This window comes from Achromobacter sp. E1 (genome assembly GCF_037039475.1).
Taxonomy (GTDB): domain Bacteria; phylum Pseudomonadota; class Gammaproteobacteria; order Burkholderiales; family Burkholderiaceae_B; genus Achromobacter; species Achromobacter mucicolens.
On record NZ_CP146253.1, the window covers coordinates 5,236,464 to 5,256,326 of the forward strand.

The following is a 19,863-nucleotide window of genomic DNA, read 5'->3' on the forward strand; positions in this document are numbered from 1 at the left end:
CATCTTCAAAACCAGGAGACATCATGCTGACCCAGACCAAAACCGAACGCAGCTTTCCCAAGATCACCGAACGCGGGCTGGACGAGCTGCGCGAACGCATCGGCGTGAAGATCGGCGCCACCGCCGAACCGTGGTGCTACGAGGCCACGCGCGACAACATCCGCCATTACGCCCACGGCATCGGCGATGACAACCCCCTGTGGTCGGACCCGGAATACGCGGCCAAGACCCAGCACGGCGGCATCATCGCGCTGCCCAGCTTTCTCTTTGCCACCAGCCGCATCGTGTCGGGCTACGTGGGCGGGCTGCCCGGCGTGCATGCCATGTGGTCGGGCGCGGACTGGACCTGGCACAAGACCGTCAAGCGCAACGACACCATCTCCACCGAAGCGCACCTGAAGAACCTGATCGAACACCAGACGCGCTTTGCCGGCCGCGCCGTGCAGCAGATCTATCACGTGGACTTCTTCAACCAGGACGGCGACAAGGTTGCCGAGGCCGACAGCTGGTGCTTTCGCACCGAACGCGACCACGCGCGCGAACAGGGCAGCAAGTACGCGGAAGTCCGCGCACGCGAGCCGCGCCGCTACAGCCCCGAGGAAATCAAGGAAGCCTACAAGCTCTACGCCCAGGAAGAAGTCCGCGGCGCCACGCCGCGCTACTGGGAAGACGTGAAGGAAGGCGAGGAACTGCCCGTGATGTTCAAGGGCCCGATGACGGTGACCGGCTTCATCGCCTTCGCGCAGGGCTGGGGCGGCCTGTACATCCGCGCCAACAAACTGGCATGGCAGCTCATCGACGCGCACCCGGGCGTGGGGATCACCAACCGCTTCGGCATTCCCGACGTGCCCGAGCGCGTCCACTGGGAAGAAGACTTCGCGCTGGAAGTCGGCGCGCCCGGCGCCTACGACTACGGTCCCGAGCGCAATTCGTGGCTGACCCATCACCTCACCAACTGGATGGGTGATGCGGGGTTCCTGCGCAAGTCCACGTGCAAGATCCGCCGCCACAATCCCGAGGGCGACATGCTGTTCTTCAAGGGCAAGGTCGTGCGCAAGTATGTCGAAGAGGGCCGGCACCTGGTCGAGATCGAACAGGAAGCGCGCAACCAGGACGACGAGCTGTCCGTACTCGGCTCCGGTGTGGTCGAATTGCCTACCCGCGCCTGACCGGCGGCAACCCCCAGACGAGGTGGGCGATGTCTGATTCATCGGAACAAGCTGCACCCAGCCCCGCGCCGCGCGCGCGGGGCGCGCTGGACGGCCTGCGCGTCATCGACCTGTCGCGCGTCCTGGCCGGTCCGCTGTGCTCGCAAATGCTGGCGGACCAGGGCGCGGACGTCATCAAGATCGAGCCGCCCGGCGGCGACGAGACCCGCAGCCTGGGTCCGCCAGTCAACGAAGCGGGCGACGCGGCCTACTTCACCGCCGTCAATCGCGGCAAACGGGCCATCGGGCTGGACCTGTCCCGGCCCGCCGGCCGCGACGTGCTTTTTGCGCTGCTGGCCGATGCCGATGTCCTGATCGAAAACTTCATCCCCGGCACGATGGCCAAATGGGGGCTGGACTTTGAGGCGGACCTAAAACCCCGCTTTCCCCAGCTGATCTACTGCGCCATCACGGGCTTTGGCGACGACGGCCCGCTGGGCGGCCTGCCCGGCTACGACGCGGTGCTGCAGGCCATGTGCGGCCTGATGAGCATCAACGGCGAACCGGCCAGCGGCCCGACCCGCATCGGCGTACCCATCGTCGACCACCTGACCGGCTACACCGCGCAGTCCGGCATCCTGCTGGCGCTTTACCACCGGGCGCGCACCGGCCTGGGCCAGCGGGTCGAGGTCACGCTGTTCGACACCGCGCTCAGCCTGCTGGTGCCGCACGCCGCCAACTGGATGCACACGCAGCAAACGCCCGGCCTCTTGGGCAGCGCGCATCCCAACATCGCGCCGTATGACCGCTATGCCTGCCGCGATGGCGAGATCTTCCTGGGCGTGGTGAACGACCGCCAGTTCCGCCGTTTCTGCGACTACGCCGGCCTGACGGCATTGCCCGACGACCCGCGCTTTGCCACCAACCGGTCGCGGCTGGCGCACCGCGACGCCTTGCGCGACGCCATCGAACACGCGCTGGCGACGCGTTCACGGGACGCGCTATGCGCCGAGCTGATGCAGCTGGGCGTACCGGCGGGCCCCGTCAACAGCGTGCCCGAAGCCTTTGCGCAGGCGCACACCGCGCATCGCGGCATGCGCGTGGATCGCGATGGCTATCACGGCATCGGTCCGGCAGTCCGGCTGTCGCAGGCGCCCGCGCGCGTCAAGCGCCCGCCGCCCGCCTATGCGCAACACACCGTCGAGCTCCTGCGGGAGGCCGGCCTCGACGACTCACAAATCGCGGCGTTGCAGGAACAGGGCATCCTGCCGCGATGGCCGCCTCCCAAGCCCTAGCCGCACCCGCATGCAGCACACCATAAAAAACGAGGAGACCACCATGAAGACCATACGCCTCATCGCCGCGCTCGCGGCGCCGCTGCTGTTCGCGCAACCTGCCTGGGCCGCCGACAGCTATCCCTCCAAACCCGTCAAGATCATCGTTCCCTACCAGGCCGGCCAAGGCACCGACGTCGCCGCCCGCTACCTGGCCGAATACCTGGCCCGTGACCTGGGCCAACCGTTCATCGTGGAAAACCGCCCGGGCGCTGGCGGCAACATCGGCGCCTCCGAGGTCGCGCGCGCCGCCCCGGACGGCTACACGCTGCTGATGGGCACCAACGGCACGCACGTGCTGAACCAGTACATGTACGCGTCCACCAACTTCGACCCGGAGAAAGACTTCACGCCGGTCATGCTGGTCAGCTCGTTTCCCATGGTGCTGCTGACCACGCCGTCCTCGCCCTACGCCAGCCTGGCCGACCTGCGCAACGCGTCCAAGGCCAAGCCCGACAGCGTCAACGTGGGCATGCCCAGCACCACCGCGCGCCTCGTCTACGAACTGCTCAAGCAGCAGGGCGTCAACAGCATCCGGGGCATTCCCTACAAGGGTTCGGCCACCGCCACCACCGACCTGATGGGCGGTCAGGTGCAGCTCGGCATCGACACCGTCAGCGCCGCGCGCTCGTTCATCACCAGCGGCAAGTTGCGTCCGCTGGCGGTGACCTCGTTGAAGGAGTCTGCCCTGCTGCCCGGCGTGCCTTCCGTGGCGGCGCAGGGGCTCGACGGCTTTCAGGTGATCGCCTGGAACGGCCTGTATGCGCCCAAGGGCACGCCGGCCGCGGCCGTGAAGCGCCTGAACGACGACCTGACCAAGATCCTGGCGCGTCCGGAAGTCCGGCAGAAACTGCTGGACCTGGGCCACGAACCCGGCGGCGGCACGCCCGACGAACTGGCGGCCTTCGCCCGCAGCGAACGGCTGAAGTGGCAGCCGCTGATCGTGCAGGCGGGCCTGAAGGCGGAGTGATGCGCTGACGGCGGGCGGCGGTCCGACCTGCCCGTACTGCGCTACGGCTGAACGGCGGCAAGCCGCTTGCCGCTTGCCGCGACGGCCGCCATCGCCAGCCCGCACAGCACGGCGGCCAAGACAAACGTCGCGCGCAGCCCGGCCGCCAGCGCGGCGGGCGGCGCATCGGCCAATGACGCGGCCCCGGCGCCCGCGGCGAACACCGCGCCCATTGCCGAGGCGCCCGTGATCAGGCCCAGGTTGCGCGACAGGTTCAGCATGCCCGACACGGCGCCGCGCTCGCTGCCGCCTGCGGCCGCCATCACCGCCGTGTTGTTGGCTGCCTGGAACAGTGCATACCCCGCCGTCATCGCGGCAAGCGCCGCGACGTAACCCGTCACGCCGAACGCCTGCGCGGCGGCCGGCAGCGCGGCGCAGGCGCCGCCCACCGCGCCCAGCGAAAGCAACGTCATCGGCCGGCTGCCGAAACGATCCACGCAGCGGCCCGCCGGCACGCCGGCCAGCGCCGCCACGAGCGGACCGCAGGACATCGCCAGCCCGACCTGCACGGCGCTCAACTCCAATGCCCCCGACAGATAGAACGGGCCCACCACCAAGGTCGCCATCATCACCGTGGCGACCAGCCCATTGGCCGCAAAGCCGCCCGCCAGCAACGGGTTGCCGATCATGGCCGGCCGCATCAGCGGCTGCGCCGTCCGCGCCTGCGCCCACATGAACAGGCCCGCGCCGCCTGCCGCCGCAGCCAGCAGAATGACATTGAGCACACCAAAACTGCCACGCCCCAGCGTCATGAACAGCGCATAGGCGGCCAGCGTCAGCGCCAGCAGCACGCTGCCCGGCCAGTCGAAGCGAACCGGTTGATGCGGGGCACGCTGCGCATCGCGCGGCAGGTGCCGCCAGGCCAGCCAGAACGCCAGTAGTCCCAGCGGCAGATTCACCAGGAAGATTGCCCGCCACCCCGCCCCGGCGATCAAGGCCCCGCCCAGCGTCGGCCCGAGCGCGGTGCCGGCCGCCGACATCGTGCCCAGCAGACCCATGGCGCTGCCGGCCCGCCCCTTCGTCGCCGCCTCGCCCGCAAAGGCCATGGCAAGCGTCATCAACACGGCCGCGCCCATGCCCTGCGCGGCGCGCGCGGCCACCAGCGTCCACAGGCCGGGCGCCACCCCGCATAGCACCGACGCGGCGGTAAACCACGCCAGCCCGGCCAGCATCAGGCGGCGCCGGCCGATCAGGTCGCCCAGCCGCCCGGCGCTGACGACCGCAATCGTGATGGCCAGCAGATAAGCCAGCACGACCCACTGCACCGACTGGAAGGACGCGCCGAATGCCTGCGTGAATGCCGGCAGGCCGACGTTGGCGATGCTGGTGCCCAGCGAAGACAGCAGCATCGCCAGCGACAGGCAGCACAGTAGCGCCCGACGGGGCTGGGAGGGCGAGGGATCGGAAATCGGCATGATGGCGTCCTGAATGGAAGAGACAGGACACCAGCGTAGGCCGCAATATCACCTGGCGGAAGGCGCAGCATTTGCAGCTAATACCTGCACACGGCGCCATGCCAAATGTCAGCGCGCCGGCCGCCGGCGTGCTACGTTTGCCGCATGTCCACGCCCGACCTGAACCTTCTCATCACCCTGGACGCGCTGCTCGCGGAAGGCAGCGTGGCCGGCGCCGCCCGCCGGTTGCGCCTGAGTCCCTCCGCCATGAGCCGCGCGCTGGCGCGGCTGCGCGACGTCACGGGCGATCCGCTGCTGGTGCGCGCCGGGCGCGGATTGGTGCCCACGCCCCGTGCGCTGGCGCTGCGCGAGCAGGTCGGCGGGCTCGTCCGGGACGCGCAGGCGGTGCTGCGCCCTACCGAAACGCTGGATCCCGCGGCCCTCGTGCGCATCTTCACCCTGCGCGTCACCGACGGCTTCGTGGAGAACTTCGGCGCGCGCCTCCTGGCCCGCATCGACGCGCAAGCGCCGGGCGTGCGGCTGCGCTTCCTGCAGAAACTGGACAAGGACAGCGCGCCGCTGCGCGACGGCGCCGTGGACCTGGAGACCGGCGTGGTGGGCCAGTCAGCCAGTCCCGAGCTGCGCACGCGCGCGCTGTTCCAGGATCGCTTTATTGGGGTCATGCGCGCGGGCCATCCGCTGGCCCGCGGCAACGTCACGCTGACGCGCTACGTGAACGCCCGCCACATTCTGGTGTCGCGCCGCGGGCGCGAATCCGGCCCGATCGACGAGGCGCTTTCGCAAGCCGGCCGCGCGCGGCAGGTCGCCACGATTGCCAGCGGTTTTTCCACAGCGCTTGCGCTAGTGCGCGACACCGATCTGATCGCCACGGTGCCGGACAGGCACACTGCCGCGCTACGCGCGGGCATGCGCAGCTTTGCGTTGCCCTTCTCGATGACGCCCTTCACGGTGTCGATGCTGTGGCATCCCAGGATGGACGGCGATACCGCCCACCGCTGGCTGCGCGGCTGCGTGCTGCAGGTCTGCGGGGGAGACGAAGCCGTCTAGGTGAAGCCGTCTAGGTGAAGCCGTCTAGGTGGGGCCGCCGAGGTGCGGCCCCAGGCGCGTTTCACCCGCCGCTACGGCTTCGGTGCGCTGGCCACCAGCGCGTCGAACTGCTTGTCCAGTTCCGCCAGCGAATCGCGGATGTGCGCGCGGCGCGCCTTGATCCACTTGTCCTGTGCGGCCAGCTGCTCGCGCGCCTCCTGGATCATGCGATCCATCTCCTTGGGCTGCGGTCCGCCGCTGGTGGCGCGGTTCTTCACGATGGCCACGGGATCCAGCGTCGCGCGGAACTCGGCTTCGCTCATCGGCAGGTCCGTGCCGTACTTGGAATCCTTCATGGCGTCGGCATAGATGCGACGCGCCTGTTCGTACGGAAAATCCAGCGGCTTGATGTTGTTGGCCTTGGCGTACGACACCACCTCGGACGCAAAATGATGGCCCGCGCGGAATGGCAGCTTGTATTTGTGCATCAGCACGTCCGCCAGTTCCTGCGAGGCCGTCCAGTCGCTGTTCAGCTCTTCCAGCGCGCGGTCCGGGCTGATGACCATCGCCTTGAGCACGCGGTCCCAGCGCTTGAGCGTAGAGATCGCGCTGTCGACCATCGCGGAATTCTGCTTCACGTCCTTGGGGTCGCTCATGCCCGGCGTGATGTTGTGCGTCTGCAGGACGGGTCCCATCGCCAGCGTCACGGCGGTGGAGGCGTCGCTGCGCGTGTCGTTGAGCAGGCCCGGATTGCGCTTTTGCGGCATGGCGCTGGACACGTAGGTATTGCCGCCGCCTTCCTGCAGCAGGATCCACGGACGCGACTGCGCATACTGCGTCATCACGTCTTCGACGAAATTGCCGGTACGCAGCGCGATGCTGGTGACGATGGACGCGACCTCGACCGGCTGGTCCATGGACGAGATCTGCGAGGCGTCGTAGGCGTTGTCGACCAGCGCCTCGAAGCCCAGGTATTGCGCCATGCGCTTGCGGTCCAGCGGCCAGCTCGTGCCGTTCAGCACGGTCGTGCCCATGGGAGAGCGGTCGATGCGCACGTAGGCCTCGCGAATGCGCTGCGCATCGCGCGCCAGGCCTGCCGCCTGACCCAGCAGGTAGTGTCCGTAACTATTGGGCTGCGCGGCCACGCCATTGGTGTAGTTGGGAACGATGGTGCCCGCATGCTTGGCGGCCAGCTCCACCAGCGTGGTCGACGTGGCATTCAACTGGTCGGCCAGTTCCAGCAGCTTGTCGCGCAGGATCGCGCTGCGATAGGTGGCGTGCATGTCCTGGCTGGAACGGCCCGCGTGCAGCAGGGTCACATCCTCGCCAGCGGCCTTGATCAGCAGGGGCTCGAAGGTGATGACCGTGGCCGGCCGCTTGGCGCCGGGCTGATTGCCGTCGCTGATGACCTTGGCCACGCCGGCGGCGATTCTCGGCGCCATGGACTTGTCGAGCAGGCCCTCGTCGGTGTTGATCACCGCCGTGGCCTTGTTGATTTCTCCCAACCAGAAGAAGGGATCGCGGGGCGGGGATTGCTGCGCGGCGGCAGCGTTCGCGGCCAGCGATAGCACCAGGGCGGCGCCCAGGGTCGGAAGCATTTGTCTCATGGCGTTCTCGTTATAGGGGTGGCCAGACAGTGTATCGAAGCGCGATGCCGCCGGACACCCGGTATTGCACCGAGGCGCGGGCGCCTGGCACCTTGCCGGGCGACGACGGGCCCCGCACGAAAAAAAGCCGGCCTCCAAGAGGCCGGCCTTCGCATCCGATCAGAATCGAATCGCCTTAGAAGCGCCAGCTCACGTTGACCGTGCCGGTATTCTGGCGGTTGCCGTCGCCGAACTGGCCCGAGTACGCCAGACCCAGCGTGGCGTTCTTGCTCATCGCCAGATCCACGCCCACTTCCATGACCGCCGCGTCACGCGCCAGCGGGTTGCCCGCGACGGTGAACGGCTGGCTGCCGTCGAACGACATCGTGGCTTCCTGGTTGAGGTCGCCGTAAGCATGGCGCCAGCCCAGCATGCCGCGCAGGCGGCCCGCGTTGTCCTTCACGTCGAATGTCGTCTGTGCGCGCAGGCCCAGCGTGGTGGTGCCCACGTTGTTCGTGCTGCGCTTGCCGCTCAGCGCGGCGTCGCCGCCGGATTCCGAGAAGCCGCGGGTGCGCAGGTCGCTGAAGTCCGCCCCAAAGAACGGCTCAAGCGTGACACGGTCGTTCAGCGGGATGGCGTAGCCCACGTCGGTGAAGACCTGGCCCGTACTGGCGCTGTAGTCGGCCTTCAGCTCCTGGTACTGGCCCGCCGCGTTGATATTGCGCTTGCTGTCGATGTCGTGCCACGTGTAGGCGACGCCGGCGGTGAAGTTGATCTTGCCCGAGCCGGCTTCGAACGACTTACCGCCGTACAGGATCGCGCTGTAGCTGTTCACGTCGGACTTGGCCGAGCGGTCGTCCACCGTGATGCGGCTATCGGTGTAACCGAACGCGCCACCCAGACGCCAGCCGTTACCCACGCCATGATCGCCACCGACAAAGATGCCGACGTCGCGTTCACGGGACTTGGCGACGTCGCCGTTGCCGTCCATCGTGCGCCAGTTGCCGAAGGCCTGCGCCCACAGCGGCTGCGCGTTCGAGCGCGGCAGCATGGAGGCATCGCCACGGCCAACCTGCGCCGTGGGGGGGCCGGCCACGAAACCGGCATTCATATTGGCGCGCAGCTGTGCCGTGGGCAGGCTGGCGACGTTGTTGCTGACGTTCTGCATCGCCGACACGCTGCTGCCGAACGATTCGCCGGACAGGTCGGCAAACACGCCGGCCGGGGCGCCGTTGGGCAGGTTCAGGACCCGCGTGTACAGCGAGCTGGTCGTGGGCAGGCTTTGCAACGCGTTCGCGGCCGCACGCTGGTTGCCGGTCACGGCCAGGTCGGCGAATTCGATCGGGCGGGTGCCGCCGTTGCCGATGGGCGTGGGGGCCGGTTGGGACGGTGTGGGCGCCGGCTCGGTCGGCGTGGGGGCCGGTTCCGTCGGCGTGGGAGTCGGCTCGGTCGGCTTGGGATCCGGGTCGGTCGGCACTTGCTTCTTGTCGAGCGTCAGCACGACCTGGTTGCCTTGTTGGCTGAGCGACGGTTGCAGGAAGGCCATGTCGCTGGTCGCGCTGTCGAAGTGGCCGTTCAGGGTGTTGGCCGACAGGATGGTGTAGGCCGTCGATTCGGCGTAGGTGCCGCCCGAACCCACATGGACCACGGAGCCTGCCAGATTGGCCGTGCCGGTGACATTGACACGGTCGCTCTTGCCCTCGGCGGTGGCGTCGACGCGATAGGTCGAGCCCGGCTTGAAGGTCAGGTCGCCATTCACCGTGATGGTGCCGATCGGCGACGGCGGGGTGACGACAACCGGCGTCATCGACATCATGAAGATGTGGTTCGACTGCGCCGCGGCGTTAGGCGACAGGGTAGATCCCGACTCCAAGGTCGTCGGGCCGACTTCGCCGGAACCCGCCAGCGTGCCCTTCACGTTCACCAGGCCCTTCATGGTGTTGCCGTTCAGCGTCAGCGTCGCGGCCGGCGCGACGTTGATCTGGCCGACGCTGATCTTGGAGGTCGCCCCGAAGTCGCCATTGATGTTCATGATGGCGTCGGGGCCCATGACGCCGCCCGTAATGGTGCCGCCGGTGATGTCCAGGGTGGACGTGCCAAGCATCACGTCGCCGGCGATCGTGCCGCCGTTGACGATCGTCATCGGCGCGCTGGCGCCGGCGACGTCAAGGGCAATGCCATCCATCTTGGCATTGATGACGCCGTTGTTGACGATGCCGCCGGTGACCGTGCCGTCCGAGACAACGATGCCTGCGTCAATGCTTCCGTTGTTGATGATCTTGCCCAGGACCGTGCTGGAGGTGATTACTTCGATACCGACGCCCGCGCTGTACTCGCCCGAAATCCGATATTCGTTGATGATGTCGCCCTTGACCATGCCGCCATTCGAGATGCTGATGCCGGCGCGATTGCTGGTCAGTTGCCGGGCGGCCTGGTTGATGATCGAGCCGTTGACGGTCGACCCCTGCACCTTGATGCCGCCGTTGGGGCTGAAGGACATCGGCCACATCAAGCCGTCGTTGACGACGTCGCCGTCCACGATCGTGCCGCCGACCAGGCTGATCGAGGTGTAATTCCCTACGTTGACAACGGTGGGCACATTACCCGCATGGAGGATGTAGTCGGTGGGCTGTGCAAGCGCCGACGGGGCGGAAAACGGCAAGCTCAAGCTAAGCAGGGCGGCAAGGCGAGTAAGCGGAAATCGGCGAGACATTTTGTAGTGACCATGTAAATTTCGTGTCTGAAATGTACCGATCATTGCAAAACGGAATCTGAGCGAATCTGAGCAACTTGTAATTGCCGCAGCCGCTTCTGGTCGAATAGGCAAAAATAGGCCAAAAAGACCGCGTTTTTCCCCAATTTGAACCATCGACGGCCCGCACGAGCCGACGCGGAATGGAGGCATTTACGCAACAATTTCCGCGCACTTCGCAATATTCGCGGCAGTAGCGCCTTCAGTTGGGTCGCAGGCGAGGCAACTTAATGCAAAAGCGCACCGGCTCGACGCCCCCGGCCGCTTCCAGTGCCACCGAACCACCCAGCCGCGCTGCGATGGAACTGACCAGATACAGCCCCAGTCCCGCCCCCGGATGCCGGGTGGCATTCTGCCCCCGGTAGTATTTTTGAAACAACCGCTCTTGCTCTCCGGCCGGAATGGCGCTGCCGGGATTGGAAACCGCAATGCGCAGCTGGTCCCCGTCCTCGCGCACCGACACGCTGACCGTCCCGCCCTCGGCGCAATGCCGGTCGGCATTGGCCAGCAGGTTGCGCAGCGCGATCCGCAGCAGGCCCGCGTCGCAGTCAAGCGTCCGGGTCTGCGCTTCGTAGGCGCACTGCACCCTGCCCGGGGGATACTCGCTCGCCAGATCCTGCAGCAGCGCGGGCAGATCGCACCGGGTCAAGCGCAGTTCGGCGCGCGGCTCGCGCATGCGGTCATCGGTCAGGTATTCGTCCACCAGCGCCAGCAGGCGTGTCGCCGCATCGCGGATGTTGGCGCAGCGCGCCAGGCTCTTTTCCAGCGGTGCGGCAAGGTTGCGGCCCAGTTGCTGGGCCGACGTCGTGATGATCGCCAACGGTGTGCGGAACTCGTGCGACACCATCGCCACGAATTCGCGCTGCTCGGTGAACATCTGCCGTTCCTTTTCCAGCGAGGTGCGCAGCTCGCCTTCCAGCGCGACCCGGCGTTCGATCTCGCCCTGCATTTCTGCCGTGCGCAGGGCCACTTCGCGTTCCAGCCAATGGCTGTGCTGGCGCGCCAGATCAGCCGCCAGGTTGGCCTGCTGCAATTCCCGCACGCGACGGCGGCGCTCGTAGCGGCCCACGATGAACAGGCTGAGCAGCAGCATGTGCAGCATCGTGCCCAACGTGGACACGTACTCGGTGAAGGCGTTGACCGGGAACACCCCCAGGTTGCGCAGGAAAGCGATCAGCACGCCCACATAAAACACGCCGAACGCCAGCGCAAAAAAGCGCGCCGGCCGCCAGCCGCGCTTGAGCAGGTAAGCACCCAGGATGATGAACCCGATGATCACGAGCAGCCCCAGCGCCTGGACCGGCTGCATGCCGGCGCCATAATGCCCCATCAAGATCAACGCCGAGCAAACAGCGGCAATGCCCCAGAACAGCCAGTAAAGGCCGCGCACCGCACGCGGATACAGCGCCTCCAGATTCAACTGGCTGAACGCGACGCGCAGCGCCACCGGCAGGCTGATGGCAATGCCCACGCCCAGCAGGCGGTCGCTCCAGGCCACGGGCAGGCCCGTCAACTGCTGCACCAAGCCCAGCGACAGCACCTCGTTGAAGACGCAATTGCCGATGTAGGCCAGGAACAGGCCGCTCATGGGCGCGCGCGTCACCAGCCAGAACGCGGCGTGCGCGCAGATCAGGAGCAGGTAAAAGCCGAAGTACAGCCCGAACAGCAGGCCTTCACGGCGCGACTGGTTGTCGAACGCCAGCCGCTGCCAGACTTCCAGCCGCGTCGCCAGCGCGTTCTTGCTTTGAAGCCGCACCAGGATGACGTAAGCGCCGGGTTGCGACGGGTTGAACTGGACCACGGGGCTGCGATAGTCCACCGGCCACTTGCGCCGCGCCAGATCCTCGCCGCTGCGCCCCAGCATCGTCCAGCCGCCGGCGTGGCCCACATAGATGCGCACGTCGTCCAGCAGCGCATTGCTCAGGCGCAGCATCCAGCCGCCGTGCATGACCTTGTCCACCTGCACGGGCAGGCGCAGCCAGATCGTCGCGGGCGTGAACCCCGCGCTCAGGCTGCCCGGCAGCGCCGTCCAGCCGTCCGCGGCGGCGGCGTGCGCGACATCAAGCCCGCCATCGGGATCGATCAGCCGCTCAAGATGGCCGCTTGCGTCCTGCACGCGCGCCTGGCCGTCCAAGCGCAGCGGCTCGGCGCGCGCCGGCCCGGCCGCGGCCACAAGACCCGCGAAGAGGCAGGCCAGCAGCGCCAGCCACAGTGTGGCCCTGGAGTAACATTCCCGTTTCATCAATCGCAATTTACGCAGCATTCCCGTGCAACCCGGCAGATTACACCAGCCCTACACGCTGCATTCCGCGGGCGCGCCATGCCCGAAGTGATCCTGCTCGAAGACGAACCCGTGCTGCGCCAGGAGCTCGGCGAGTTCCTCGAAGAGTTGGGATACACGCCTTCGTGCGTGTCCAGCCTGCAGGAATTCGACCAGCGCTTCGATCCCGGCCGCCACCATCTTGCCGTCATCGACATCGGCCTGCCGGACGGTTGCGGCCTGGACCTGATCCAGCGGCTGCGCCAGCAAGGCCAGCAGGTCGGCATCGTGGTTTTCAGTGCGCGCCAGACCGGTCGCGACCGGATTTCGGGCCTTGGCATGGGCGCCGATCACTACCTGGGCAAGGGCTGCGACCTGGACGAACTGGCCGCCACACTCGCCGCGCTGGTGCGCCGCCTGGGACTGCCCCAGCCGGGTCAGGATCAGCCGCTTCCCAGCTGGCTGCTGGAAATCGGCCCGCGCCGCCTGCACATTCCCGGCGCCGAGGCCATGCCGCTGTCGCAGCAGGACCTGACCGTGCTGCATGTCCTCATGAGCCAACCCGGCGAAAACATCAGCCGCCGCCAGATCGTGGAGGCGCTGGGCGCCGACTATCTGGAATACGACCAACGCCGGCTGGACACGCAAATGCGCCGGTTGCGCCGCCGCGTCGAAGCCCTGAGCGGGCAGACGCTGCCGGTCAAGACGCTGCGCAGCAGCGGCTACTGCTTTTATCAGTCAGCCCAGGTCAAGGGCTGACTGCCGGGCGGAACTTGGCCCGGCAACCGAAGGCCTGCCTCAGAACTCCGTGCTGACGGACAACAGCACCGTCAGCGGCGCGCCGACCGTCAGGCCCTCGCGCGCCGCCGACTGCCAGTAGTTCTTGTTCAGCACGTTCTCGACCATCGCGCGGATGACCACGGGCTTGCCGTTGGCGTTGAAGGCATAACGCGCGCCGACGTCGAAACGCGTCCAGCCCGGAATCTCCTGCGTGTTGGCGACGTCGACGATCTGCGAGCTGGTGCGCAGCATGCGCGCCGTCAGTGTGAGGCCCGGCACGAACGGCGTGTCCCATTCGGCCGACGCGTTGAACTGCAGGCGCGGCACGGCAGGCGCGCGGTTGCCATCGTTCACGCCGCCCTGCGTGCGCGTCAGCCGCGCATCCGTGTAGGCCACGCCGCCCAGCAGCCGCACGCCGTGCGTGGGCTCGCCCTGCACCAGGAACTCCAGCCCGCGGTTGCGCTGCTCGCCGTCGGACACGTAGCGCAGCGAGGCCGGGTCCAGGTAGCTGCTGGGACGCTCGATCTGGAACGCGCTGAGGGTGGTTTCGAACTGGCCGAAGTCGTACTTGGCGCCCACTTCGAACTGCTTGGAGATTGCCGGCGCGAACACTTCACCGGCGTTGACGGCCCCTTGGGGCGCGGTCCCGCCCTGGCTCAGCCCTTCGATGTAGTTGCCGTAGAGCGACAGGCGCTCGGTGGGCTTGACGGTCAGCGCAAACGCCGGCGTAACGGCGGACTCGTTGTAGTTCGACGTCTGGCGTCCGGTCATCGCATCGAAGTTGGTCGACTCCACGCGCTGGTGCCGCACGCCCGCAATGAACTGCACGCGGTCGTCAGCCAGGGAGATCGTATCGGCCAGCGCAATGCTGTATAGCCGCGAGTCGCTGACACGGGGCAGATCCGACGGACGCGCGATGTTCGGTTTGGCAAGGTCGACGGGGTTGTAGATGTTGGAGAACACCGTGCTGGACCGGATCCGCGCCGCCGAATAGTCGATGTCCAGCACGCTGGCGCTCAGCGCCGGCTCGTGCTTGAGCGGGCCGGTCTGCACGCGGCCGCGCACACCGATCTCGCCGGTCTTACTGAGCAGCGACTCGTCCAGCCGGGCCGGCACCGCGCCGATGTCTCCTTCTTCGTTCAGCATCAGCCAGCTGGTCTGCATGCTTTCGAAATCATGCTTGCGCGCGCCCACCGCGCCGTAGACGGTCCAATCGGGCGACACGTCATATTCGGCGCGCAGCGCGCCCGACCATTCCTTGGTTTTCCAGTAGGTCCACGACGGAAAGAAATTGCGGCGCGCGTCCGGCGCCCGGCCGATATCGACGCCCGAAGGCGGCGGAAACAAGAGACCGCTGCGCGCATCGGTGGTGCGGTTCTGGTAGTTGATGTCGCCTTCCACGCGCAGGCGCTCGCCCTGATAGTCCAGGCCCAGCGCCACCGCGCCCAGGTCTTCCTTGGCCCCGTCCATCGGCAGGTCGCCGCCGCTGCCCGCCACGTTCAGGCGCACGCCCCACTCCTGGCTCTCGCCATAGCGGCGCGACAGGTCGGCGTGCGCGCCGAACTGGCTGTCGCTGATGTAGGACACGGTAAAGCGGTTCAGCGGATCGGCGCCCGCGCGCTTGGGCACGAGGTTGATGGAACCGCCCACCGACCCATACGGCGCCATGCCGTTCAGCAGCGCGTTGGGGCCGCGCAGCACTTCCACCCGCTCCACGCCGATCAGCGAGCTCGAATTGCGCGGCGACACGCCGTACAAGCCGTTGAACGACACGTCGTAGTTGAACAGCGTGAAGCCCCGGATGTTGAACTCGTCGCGTCCCGCCCCGCGCGAATACGTATTGCGCACGGTCGGGTCGTTGACCAGCACGTCGCCTATGTTCTGCGCCTGCTGGTCCTCGATCAGCTTGGCGGTGTACTGCGTCGCGCTGAACGGCGTGCTCATGTCGTCGCGGTCGCCCAAGAGGCCCAGGCGCCCGCCCCGCGCCACCTGGCCGCCGGCGTAGACGGGCGGCAGGCCGCTGGACACGCTTGACGCCGTCACGGTCACCGGTTCCAGCGTCGTGGCCTGCGCGGTGGGCAAGAGGCTCAGCCGGTACTGGTTCGGCGCCTCGCGCGTGGCGCGCAGTCCCGTCCCGGCCAGCGCCCGGTCCAGGGCCTCGTGGCTGGTATAGCGGCCCCGCACGCCGTTGCTCTGGCGGTCGGCCACCAGCGACGGCTGGGCGGCCAACAGAATGCCGGACTCGTTCGCCAGCCGCGTCAGCACCTGGTTCAGCGGCGCGGGCGCAATGTCGAAGGTGAAGAGATCGGCCACGCCTGCCGCGGCGGGCGCCGCCTGCGCGTGGGCGGGCGGCCCCCAGACGGCGGACATGGCCATCGCCAGGGCCAGCGGCAAGCCCCAGGACGGGATTCGCCCGCTGCGGCGGGCCAGGGCGCGCGCGGGGGTCTCGGGGAAGGCCGCGGCGGGACGGGAATGACGGTGGAACATGACGGGACCAGTGCTCTCGTGCGTAGGGTTCGGGAAGTCAGAGCGGCGCGCCGGCCCCGCGGATGGCAGGGCGCGAGCGTCTCTTACTCTCCTTATTCGAACGAGCCGGCAAAACCCGGAACCGTTTCGCGGATCTTTTTTTCAGGCCCGCGCTTCGAGGCTGATCCACCAGGGCATCGTGCGGCGCACCTGCACCGGCAGCACCGAGGCCAGCATGTTCAGCGCGCGGTCCGTTTCGCGGATGGGATAACTGCCAAAGACGTGCAAGCCGGCAACTTCAGGCGCCACGGCCAGGTGGCCGAAGTGATACCGGCGCAATTCGGCCACCACGTCGGCCAGCGGCGTGTCGTCGGCCACCAGCACGCCCCGCGTCCAGGCCTCGCGCGCCGGATCCGCGGTCACGAACGCGTCCAGCGCGTTCGCGGTGAATCTTGCCTGCTGCCCCGCCGCCACGATTCCGCTGGCGCGGCTGGCCGCCGTGTCGATCCGGACGGCCCCTTCATGCACGGCGACCACCACGCCATCGTCCTCGCCGCGCACCGTGAAACGCGTGCCCAGCGCCTGCAGCCGCCCCTGGGCGGTGTCGACCACAAAGGGACGCAGGGGATCCTTGGCGGTATCGATCAACAGTTCGCCGGCGACCAGCTGCAACCGGCGCAGCGTGGCGCCATAGTCGACATCGAATGCACTGAGCGCCTTCAACCAGACCTGGGTGCCGTCCTCAAGGGCGATCTGCCGGGTTTCGCCCAGTCCCGCCCGATGGTCCGCGCCCCAGGTCGAGGCCACCAGCGGCAGCGGCGTCTGCCGCCACGCCGTCCATCCCAGCCCCGCCATGCCCAGCGCGCCCGCCATTCCCAACAGCAGTTGCCGGCGCGCGCGCGGCCGGGCCGCCGCGGCTTGCCCGAACGCCGTCACGGCGGCATCCCGGTCCGGACTGGATTGCAGGGGCGAAAAGCGGCGGCCGATGCGTTCGACGTAACCCCAGGCTTCACGGTGTTCTGCCGCGCGGTCGATCCATTGCTGCCATTGCTGGCGTTCGGCGGCCGACGCATCGCCCGACCGCAGCAGCGCATACCATTCGGCGGCCTGCTCCATCGCGCGATGGGAGGGCTCGCGCGCTTGCGCGGCGGTCATGGGGCCGCCACCTGCGGCGTGTCCGCCGGCTCGCCCGCCATCCCCGCCGCCAGCCGCGCTTCCAGCTTCATGCAGCTCAGCATGGCCTGCGCGACATACTTGCGGACCATGCGCGAGGACACGCCCAGCACGTCGGCCACTTCCTGGTCGGTCATCTCGCACGCCACCGCCATCACGAAGGCGTGGGCGGTCTTGGGCGGCAGTCCGCGCAACATGGCATCGATCTCGCCCAGCGCCTGCAGCACCATGGCCTGGTCTTCGGCCGACGACACCGTGGGTTCCGGCTGCGCCGCCAGGGCGTCCAGCCAGGCCTGCTCCAGGTCGCGGCGGCGCCACAGGTCGATGCACATGCCGTCTGCCATCCGGCGCAGATAGGTCCTGGCATGCCGGGCGTTGTCGAACTTGCACGGGCGCGTCAAAAGGCGCACGAACGCGTCGTGCGCCAGGTCGGCGGCATCGGCCGCATTGCCCAGGCGCCAGTTCACCCAGGCCAGCAGCCAGCCGTGGTGATTGCCGTACAGGCTTTCGAAGTCCTGGGATGCCCCTTCCGATCCGCTCACGATCCCGCCCGCGACACCCTCCGCATTGACAATAATGCGAACGGTTATCAGTTAACAAAGCGCAGATTATGGACCGGGGCGGCGGGATTTGGCAACGGGTCCAAGAACGGCGGCGGCGCGGCCCTGCGCCGCACCGCCTGACGGTTGCGTCAAAGCGCGAACTCGGGGCGGATGCCGCTTTTCAGCGGCAGGCCCATGATTTCGCGCGCCTCGGCGGGCGTGGCCGGCTCCATGTCCATGTCGCGGATGATGCGCACGATGCGCTCGGTCAGCTGCACATTGGTGGCCAGCTCGCCGTGCCGGTAGTACAGGTTGTCTTCGAGCCCGACGCGCGCGTGGCCGCCCAGCAGCAGCGCGCTGATGTTGGCCTCCAGTTGCGACGGCCCGATACCGCTGACGCAGAAGACGCTGTTCCTGGGCAGCAGGTCCACCATCATCTGCAGATGCCGCGGCGAAAACGGCATGGCGTTCTGGAAGTTGCGATGCACGTTCATGACCAGGTTGATAAAGTGCGGGCCTTCGTCCAGGTCCTCGTTGATGAGCGTGGTCACGTCCTGCAGGATATGCGTGGGACTGAACACCTCCCACTCGGGCTTGATGCCACGCGCCTTCATGCCGGCCGCCAGCTCGCGCCCCTTGCTGAGCGGCGTGTTCATCAGGTATTCGCGGTCGCCGAAAGCCAGGTTCAGCGTGGTGGCGTCCAGCGTGCACATCTCGGCGCCCGCATCCATGCCCTTCAAACGCTCCTCCCACAGGATCTCCCATGTGCCGGGCGACGTCTCGGCCACCATGTCGCCGTGCACGCCGCCGCCGGTGGAGTTGTTCAGGACGATGTCGCACCGCTCCCGGATGAGCTGGTTCATCTTCCGGTACACGTCGGCATCGCACGTCGCCAGGTCATCCGCGCGCCGCGCATGCAGCGCCACGACGCTTGCCCCGGCGTTGTAGCAGCGGTAGACATCCTCCGCGATCTCCGCGGGCTGCGTCGGCAGGTGCGGATTCTGGCTCTTCAAGGCCATGCCCCCCGTCGGGGCGATGGTCACGATCACTTTACGTTTGGCCATGCCGTTCTCCTAGGATTTCCACAGCGCGCAGCGGCTTTCCGACTGCTTCGTGAAGGCCTCGTTGCCGTCGATGGCCTGCACCACCGTGAAGTAATCCCAAGGCTCTTTCGACTGGTCCGGGCGCTTGACCTGCAGCAGGTACATGTCGTGCACGACGCGGCCATCGGGTCGCACGACGCCGTCCTTGATGTAGATGTCGTTCAGCTTGTTTTCGCGCAGGTAAGCCAGCACCTTGTCCGCGTCGTCCGTGCCGGTTGCCTTGACCGCGCGCAGGTACTGCAACGCCGCCGAATAGTCGGCTGCCTGCAGGGACGACGGCATGGCCTGGCGGCGCTCGAAGAACTTGCGCGCCCAGGCGCGCGTTTCGTCCGAGGCGTTCCAGTACCAGCTGTCGGTCAGGTACATGCCCTGCGCGGCCGGCAGGCCCATGGCGTGGATGTCGTTGATGAACATGATCATGCCCGCCAGCTTCATCGTCTTGGTGATGCCGAACTCGTTCGCGGCCTTGATCGAATTGGTCGCGTCCGCGCCGGCATTGGCCAGCGCCAGGATCTCCGCCTTGCTGCTTTGCGCCTGCAAAAGGAACGACGAGAAATCGCTGGCGGCCAGCGGATGCTTCACACTGCCCACGACCTTGCCGCCGCCCGCCTCGACGACCTTGGTGGTGTCCGCCTGCAGCGCGTGGCCGAAGGCGTAGTCGGCCGTCAGGAAGTACCAGCGCTTGCCGCCCGTCTTGACCACCGCCGCGCCGGTGCCGCGCGCCTGCGCCACGGTGTCGTACGCGTAGTTCAGCGTGTAGGGCGTGCACTGCTCGTTCGTCAGCGCGGGCGCGCCGGCGCCCACCACGATGATGGGTTTCTTCTTGTCGGCCGCCACCTTGGACATGGCCAGCGCCGTGCTGGAATTGGTGCCGCCGATCAGCATGTCCAGACCGCGCTGGTCGAACCATTCGCGCGCCTTGGCCGAAGCCACGTCGGCCTTGTTCTGGTGGTCTGCCGTCAACAGTTCGATCTTCTTGCCGTCGATCTGGCCGCCCATCTCCTCGATCGCCATCTTGATGGCCTCCGCGCCGCCGGGGCCGTCCGGGCCCGAGTAGACGCCGGACATGTCGGTAATGAATCCGATGCGGATCACGTCGTCCGAAATTTGCGCGTGCGCGGCCGTGGCGGGCAGCAACGTGGCGGACAGGGCGCCGGCGATGGCGGTGGCGGACAGCAGGCGTGGCATTGACAACATACCGGTCTCCTCTTATGGTTTTTGGCCCGTAGGCGTCAAACATTCTGCGGTCCGGCTGCCCTTGCGGACAGT

The 19,863-nt window shown here is 67.5% G+C and carries 14 protein-coding genes; 5 read left to right on the plus strand and 9 right to left on the minus strand.

The features are described from left to right. Window positions 1-23 precede the first annotated feature (23 nt). From V6V88_RS24195 to V6V88_RS24205, 3 genes are read left to right on the plus strand one after another with little or no spacing between them, the layout of a single operon-like run. Window positions 24-1,169 carry a MaoC family dehydratase N-terminal domain-containing protein gene (locus tag V6V88_RS24195; RefSeq protein ID WP_280001069.1) on the plus strand — a complete coding sequence of 382 codons (1,146 nt, stop codon included), beginning with the start codon at window positions 24-26 and terminating at the stop codon, window positions 1,167-1,169. A 29-nt stretch (window positions 1,170-1,198) separates the two neighbouring features. Then, window positions 1,199-2,443, plus strand: a complete 1,245-nt coding sequence (locus V6V88_RS24200; protein WP_280001071.1) for a CoA transferase — start codon at window positions 1,199-1,201, stop codon at window positions 2,441-2,443. A gap of 43 nt (window positions 2,444-2,486) precedes the next feature. Further along, window positions 2,487-3,452, plus strand: a complete 966-nt coding sequence (locus tag V6V88_RS24205) for a tripartite tricarboxylate transporter substrate binding protein (protein WP_280001073.1) — start codon at window positions 2,487-2,489, stop codon at window positions 3,450-3,452. A gap of 41 nt (window positions 3,453-3,493) precedes the next feature. Here the strand turns inward: V6V88_RS24205 and V6V88_RS24210 are convergent, their stop codons facing one another. After that, window positions 3,494-4,906, minus strand: a complete 1,413-nt coding sequence (locus V6V88_RS24210) for an MFS transporter (RefSeq protein WP_338616747.1) — start codon at window positions 4,904-4,906, stop codon at window positions 3,494-3,496. A gap of 144 nt (window positions 4,907-5,050) precedes the next feature. On the opposite strand from V6V88_RS24210, the gene V6V88_RS24215 reads away from it, so the two are divergent. Continuing rightward, a complete protein-coding gene (locus V6V88_RS24215; RefSeq protein WP_338616748.1) occupies window positions 5,051-5,953 on the plus strand; it encodes a LysR family transcriptional regulator in 903 nt (300 codons plus the stop codon). A 71-nt stretch (window positions 5,954-6,024) separates the two neighbouring features. On the opposite strand, the gene V6V88_RS24220 is transcribed toward V6V88_RS24215, so the two are convergent. The 3 genes from V6V88_RS24220 to V6V88_RS24230 all read right to left on the minus strand — a co-directional run bounded on the left by V6V88_RS24220 (window position 6,025) and on the right by V6V88_RS24230 (window position 12,512). Beyond that, the gene (locus tag V6V88_RS24220; protein ID WP_338616749.1) at window positions 6,025-7,539 is read right to left on the minus strand and encodes an argininosuccinate lyase; all 1,515 of its coding nucleotides are present in this window, start codon (window positions 7,537-7,539) and stop codon (window positions 6,025-6,027) included. A gap of 175 nt (window positions 7,540-7,714) precedes the next feature. After that, entirely contained in the window at window positions 7,715-10,231 is a 2,517-nt protein-coding gene (locus V6V88_RS24225; protein ID WP_338616750.1) for an autotransporter domain-containing protein, read from the minus strand. A gap of 241 nt (window positions 10,232-10,472) precedes the next feature. Beyond that, window positions 10,473-12,512 carry a sensor histidine kinase gene (locus tag V6V88_RS24230; RefSeq protein ID WP_223573149.1) on the minus strand — a complete coding sequence of 680 codons (2,040 nt, stop codon included), beginning with the start codon at window positions 12,510-12,512 and terminating at the stop codon, window positions 10,473-10,475. A 78-nt stretch (window positions 12,513-12,590) separates the two neighbouring features. Here V6V88_RS24230 and V6V88_RS24235 point away from each other — a divergent pair, with 78 nt between their 5' ends. Continuing rightward, window positions 12,591-13,289: a response regulator transcription factor gene (locus V6V88_RS24235; RefSeq protein WP_338616752.1), complete on the plus strand. Its 699-nt coding sequence runs from the start codon at window positions 12,591-12,593 to the stop codon at window positions 13,287-13,289. A gap of 39 nt (window positions 13,290-13,328) precedes the next feature. On the opposite strand, the gene V6V88_RS24240 is transcribed toward V6V88_RS24235, so the two are convergent. From V6V88_RS24240 to V6V88_RS24260, 5 genes are all read right to left on the minus strand, one after another. Then, a complete protein-coding gene (locus V6V88_RS24240; protein WP_280001084.1) occupies window positions 13,329-15,797 on the minus strand; it encodes a TonB-dependent receptor in 2,469 nt (822 codons plus the stop codon). A gap of 141 nt (window positions 15,798-15,938) precedes the next feature. Further along, complete coding sequence (locus V6V88_RS24245; RefSeq protein ID WP_223573153.1) at window positions 15,939-16,931, minus strand: FecR family protein; 993 nt, start codon at window positions 16,929-16,931, stop codon at window positions 15,939-15,941. Continuing rightward, window positions 16,928-17,491 (minus strand): sigma-70 family RNA polymerase sigma factor, encoded by a 564-nt coding sequence (locus V6V88_RS24250; protein WP_338616753.1) that lies wholly within the window; start codon window positions 17,489-17,491, stop codon window positions 16,928-16,930. The genes V6V88_RS24245 and V6V88_RS24250 overlap by 4 nt, the downstream gene beginning before the upstream one ends. A 149-nt stretch (window positions 17,492-17,640) precedes the next feature. Then, on the minus strand, window positions 17,641-18,555 hold the full coding sequence (locus V6V88_RS24255) for a 3-keto-5-aminohexanoate cleavage protein (protein ID WP_338616754.1): 915 nt from the start codon (window positions 18,553-18,555) through the stop codon (window positions 17,641-17,643). 9 nt (window positions 18,556-18,564) lie between these two features. Further along, window positions 18,565-19,782 carry an ABC transporter substrate-binding protein gene (locus tag V6V88_RS24260; protein WP_280001236.1) on the minus strand — a complete coding sequence of 406 codons (1,218 nt, stop codon included), beginning with the start codon at window positions 19,780-19,782 and terminating at the stop codon, window positions 18,565-18,567. Window positions 19,783-19,863 lie beyond the last annotated feature (81 nt).